4 protein-coding genes and 4 tRNA genes are annotated in these 4,870 nt (G+C 47.5%); 7 read left to right on the top strand and 1 reads right to left on the bottom strand.

The window, feature by feature from the left end; genetic code table 11:
- The first annotated feature begins 221 nt into the window (after positions 1-221).
- Positions 222-1,259 (top strand): UDP-N-acetylmuramate dehydrogenase, encoded by a 1,038-nt coding sequence (gene murB, locus H7A81_RS25740; protein ID WP_166936603.1) that lies wholly within the window; start codon positions 222-224, stop codon positions 1,257-1,259.
- Positions 1,256-2,218 carry a bifunctional biotin--[acetyl-CoA-carboxylase] ligase/biotin operon repressor BirA gene (birA, locus tag H7A81_RS25735; RefSeq protein WP_166936605.1) on the top strand — a complete coding sequence of 321 codons (963 nt, stop codon included), beginning with the start codon at positions 1,256-1,258 and terminating at the stop codon, positions 2,216-2,218. The genes murB and birA overlap by 4 nt, the downstream gene beginning before the upstream one ends.
- Positions 2,219-2,278: 60 nt before the next feature.
- On the opposite strand, the gene coaA is transcribed toward birA, so the two are convergent.
- On the bottom strand, positions 2,279-3,229 hold the full coding sequence (gene coaA, locus H7A81_RS25730; protein WP_034828892.1) for a type I pantothenate kinase: 951 nt from the start codon (positions 3,227-3,229) through the stop codon (positions 2,279-2,281).
- A gap of 646 nt (positions 3,230-3,875) precedes the next feature.
- On the opposite strand from coaA, the gene H7A81_RS25725 reads away from it, so the two are divergent.
- The 5 genes from H7A81_RS25725 to H7A81_RS25705 form a co-directional block, all read left to right on the top strand.
- A tRNA-Thr gene (locus tag H7A81_RS25725) sits at positions 3,876-3,951 on the top strand.
- A 7-nt stretch (positions 3,952-3,958) separates the two neighbouring features.
- Positions 3,959-4,043: transfer RNA gene (locus H7A81_RS25720), tRNA-Tyr, on the top strand.
- A 190-nt stretch (positions 4,044-4,233) separates the two neighbouring features.
- Positions 4,234-4,308 (top strand) — tRNA-Gly (locus H7A81_RS25715).
- Between the two features lie 5 nt (positions 4,309-4,313).
- A tRNA-Thr gene (locus H7A81_RS25710) sits at positions 4,314-4,389 on the top strand.
- A gap of 107 nt (positions 4,390-4,496) precedes the next feature.
- The coding region (locus H7A81_RS25705) for a GTP-binding protein (protein WP_182059157.1) at positions 4,497-4,870 on the top strand (374 nt) is incomplete at its 3' end.

Raw genomic sequence — 4,870 nt, 5'->3', positions numbered from 1 at the left:
TCAGAAGTGAAACGCCGTAGCGCCGATGGTAGTGTGGGGCCTCCCCATGCGAGAGTAGGGAACTGCCAGGCATCAAACAAGTGAAGAAACCCTGAACGAAAGTTCAGGGTTTTTTTACGTCTGCAAATTGGCGAAATCAGGGCTAAAAGCCACGAAAACATCCCACCCGTGACTAACTGATCGGGTAAACTACGGCCAGATAAATCAGTCAAGGCCGTGAAATGTCCAGCCCCCACACTTCTCTAAAAGTTTTCAACACACTGGGTCTCGAAGTCAGTGCACAAGCGCTGTATATCGCAGACACATCCGAAGCCATCATGAACGCATGGCAAGCAACTCAACAGGCGAATCAACCTTTCATCGTATTAGGTGAGGGCAGCAATGTGCTATTCCTGGAAGACTTTGATGGTGGCGTGATTATTAACGCCATCAAAGGTATTTCACTTGAGGAAGAGGCTGAATCATGGCATTTGCATATCGGTGCAGGTGAGAACTGGCACGAGCTGGTTGAGCATACTTTAAAGAAAGGTATTACCGGCCTGGAAAATCTTGCGTTAATTCCCGGCAAGGCTGGTTCAGCGCCTATCCAGAATATTGGCGCTTATGGTGTTGAATTTAAAGATATTTGCCACTACGTCGATGTTCTGCATCTACCCACACAAAAAATCAGTCGCCTGGATCGAGAAGCGTGTCAGTTTGGTTATCGTGACAGTATCTTTAAGCACGAGATGAAGGATAATCACGTTATAGTTGCTGTCGGACTTCGTTTGGCAAAGCAATGGAAGCCGGTACTGAATTACGGCGATTTAGCGAAACTGAACCCGGCCACTGTATGCGCATGGGATGTATTCAATGCCGTCTGCCAAATGCGCCAGAGCAAATTGCCCGACCCGCGCGTAACGGGAAATGTAGGCAGTTTTTTCAAAAATCCGCTTATCACACTCAAGTTGGCTAATGAGTTATTAAAAGCATGGCCGGGGATGCCGCATTATCCGCAGGCAAATGGTGACGTGAAATTAGCGGCAGGTTGGTTGATCGATCAATGTCATCTAAAGGGATATCAGGTAGGTGGCGCTGCGGTACACCGTCACCAGGCACTGGTGTTAATCAATGAAAACCAGGCAACGCCAAAGGATATCGTTGCTTTAGCGCACGAGGTGCGAAACCACGTGGGTGAAAAATTCAATGTTTGGCTCGAGCCAGAGGTTCGCTTCATTGGTGCTCAAGGCGAACGTAACGCCGTTGAGGTCATTTCATGAAAGATAATAGTGTTCCGCTGAAATTGGTCGCGCTGCTGGCTGATGGAGAATTCCATTCAGGCGAGCAGTTGGGTGAAGCATTGGGTATGAGCCGTGCAGCCATTAATAAGCATATTCAAACCCTGAAGAGCTGGGGTCTGGATGTTTATACCGTAACAGGAAAAGGATATAGCTTGCCTGCCCCCATTCAATTGCTGAATGAAGCCGATATTCTTTCGCATCTGCATCAACCAGATTTAGATGTCATCCCTGTGATTGATTCTACCAACCAGTATCTGCTGGATAGGATGGATCAGTTGCCTTCTGGTCATGCCTGTATTGCAGAATATCAGCAAGCAGGCCGTGGCCGCCGTGGCAGAAAGTGGTTTTCTCCTTTTGGTTCTAATCTCTATCTGTCGATGTACTGGCGACTTGAGCAAGGTCCCGCTGCAGCAATGGGACTCAGCCTGGTGATTGGTATCGTGATGGCCGAGGTGATTCAGTCATTGGGTGCACCTGATGTGCGTGTCAAATGGCCCAATGATCTTTACCTGAACGATCGTAAATTGGCCGGGATTCTGGTTGAACTAACCGGCAAAACAGGCGATGCAGCGCAAATTGTCATGGGCGCAGGCGTCAATCTGGTGATGCGCTCAGAAGGAGCCTCTGAAATTAATCAGGGATGGATTAATTTGCAGGAAGCCGGTGTAGAAATTAATCGCAATGAGCTGGCTGCAAAAATCATTAATCATCTGCGTGAAGCACTGCCGATTTTCGAGCGAGATGGATTGGCACCGTTTGTAGAGCGCTGGGATGCTCTGGACAACTTTATCAATCGCCCGGTTAAGTTGCTGATTGGCGATAGAGAAGTCCATGGCATTGCACGTGGTATTGATAAGCAGGGTGGTTTATTACTGGAGCAAGAAGGTGAAGTGAAATCCTGGGTTGGTGGTGAGATTTCGCTGCGACCTGGTAATTAATCTGAATTGACCTAAAAAAATCAAACGCCCTCGGAAATAAGGGCGTTTAAATATCAAAAATTATTTTCTCAAGCGAACACTTTGCACGGCATGATCTGCAGATTTGGTCATAATCAGGCTGGCACGCTCTCGAGTTGGAAGGATATTTTCATTGAGATTCAGCCAGTTAATCTCTTTCCATAACCCGCGAGCAATATTTTCCGCCTCATCTTTGGGGAGCTGAGAATAATGGTGGAAATAAGAATCTGGATCGCTGAAGGCACCTTCGCGGAATTTTAAGAAACGATTAACATACCAACGTTCTAATAATGCTTCAGGTGCATCGACATAAATTGAGAAGTCGACAAAATCAGAAACAAATACATGATGCGGATCGTGGGGATAATCCATCCCGCTTTGAAGCACATTTAAGCCTTCCAAAATCAAAATATCAGGCTGTTGTACCACCTTATCGCCATCCGGGATCACATCATAAATAAGGTGTGAATAAACTGGCGCAGTGACCTGACTAGCGCCTGATTTCAAATCGGATACAAAATTCACCAGACGATGCATATCGTAAGATTGCGGGAAGCCTTTCTTCTTCATTAGCCCCCGTTCTTTCAACACTGCATTGGGGTGTAAAAAGCCGTCAGTTGTAATCAACTCGACTTTACGATGTTCTGGCCAGCGACTAAGCAGCGCCTGCAACACACGCGCGGTTGTACTTTTACCTACAGCAACACTGCCGGCAATACTGATGATATAGGGAATCTTTTGCCCGTTAGTGCCAAGGAACTGCTCCAGCACGGCCTGACGGCGCAGATTAGAACTGATATAGAAGTTAAGCAGACGTGAGAGCGGTAAATAGATTTCAGCAACCTCTTCTAAGGAGAGATCTTCATTGATACCGCGTAGTCGTTCAATTTCGCCTTCAGCGAGCGTCATTGGCACTGAGTCGCGCAGGGCGGCCCATTGCTGACGGTCAAACTGCAAATAGGGTGTAGTGAGTGGTGTCGTTTTTTTACTCATAAGTATGCATCTGACCGCAAATTCCGGCTCATCAACACCTTGTAGCGTCTGGCATACAATGATGCGTCGAGCTCAGTTGCACGTCATAGGGGGTAAGTAACGAGAACAATGGGCTGGAGGGTAACACCAGTGTCACTTTAAAAAGAAGCAAATTGATAAACCTGAGCACGCTTTCGTAAGCGTGCCCGCATTTTTATTATTGCTTTGTCGCTTATTACAATCGATTTTGCTGCAGCGCCGCGTAAAATCTTTTCAGATTTTCCCTCGCTGACAACGTTGAGCCGTCTTCAGACAATCAATAATGCCTCCCTCTTTAACACGCCGACAGTGGCATCCGTTAACGAACAATCCCGTCTTGCATTGTATTAGTTGAAAAAATGTTCAATCAAACCCGATCCAATAAAAAAAAGTTGCGCACTTTTAAATGAAAAATGGCGTTGTGCTTCTGGCGTGCGACGACCAAACCACGATAAGCCTCTGTAAATCACTTAGTGCAGTGGCGTAAAAACACACTGCATTTGGACGAAAATACTGCAAATGATGAGCGGTTTGCGATGTTTTGCACAAATAGTAAGCGATAGAACAGTTTTGGCAATTTTTTTGTTGCATCCTGGGCGCGGTCTTCCTAGAATGCGCTCCACTTGATGCCGGCTTAGCTCAGTTGGTAGAGCAACTGACTTGTAATCAGTAGGTCACCAGTTCGATTCCGGTAGCCGGCACCATCAAGTAGGTGGGATTCCCGAGCGGCCAAAGGGAGCAGACTGTAAATCTGCCGTCACAGACTTCGAAGGTTCGAATCCTTCTCCCACCACCATCTCAACCACTTGGTTGAGCGTCAGATAAAATCTTTATCTGGCGGGTGAGTTCATCTCTCTCACCTTCGAATTCAGATTGCGGATTTTCGCAATCAAAGTCGGTCAGAAACTCTGGCAGGCTCGAATAATAGAAGGTCTTCTTTTATTATTCATAAGCTACAGAAAGAACAGGTAGCCGAGTTCCAGGACGCGGGCATCGTATAATGGCTATTACCTCAGCCTTCCAAGCTGATGATGCGGGTTCGATTCCCGCTGCCCGCTCCAGATGTGCTGATATGGCTCAGTTGGTAGAGCGCACCCTTGGTAAGGGTGAGGTCCCCAGTTCGACTCTGGGTATCAGCACCACTTCCTTTATCTCTCTCCTGATTCTCTCTCTGTAAACCAAACAGTCAGGCATTGCCTGGTTGATATGACGATATCTTCGATATATCCGTGTCTTAGAGGGACTAGCGATGGCTAAAGAGCAATTTCAACGTAACAAACTGCACGTAAACGTGGGCACCATCGGTCACGTTGACCACGGTAAAACCACCCTGACTGCTGCAATCACCACCGTTCTGGCTAAAACCTACGGCGGTAAAGCAAGCAAATTCGATGAGATCGATAAGGCGCCAGAAGAGAAAGCACGTGGTATCACCATCAACACTTCTCACGTTGAATATGAAACCCCGACTCGCCACTATGCGCACGTTGACTGCCCTGGCCACGCCGACTATGTGAAAAACATGATCACCGGTGCTGCGCAGATGGACGGCGCGATCCTGGTTGTTGCTGCGACTGATGGCCCAATGCCACAGACCCGTGAGCACATCCTGCTGGGTCGTCA

The sequence above is a fragment of the Pantoea sp. ME81 genome, from assembly GCF_903970985.1.
Classification (GTDB): Bacteria; Pseudomonadota; Gammaproteobacteria; order Enterobacterales; family Enterobacteriaceae; genus Pantoea; species Pantoea communis.
Note: the sequence above shows the minus strand (reverse complement) of the source record. Positions and strands in the feature narration are given on the sequence as shown.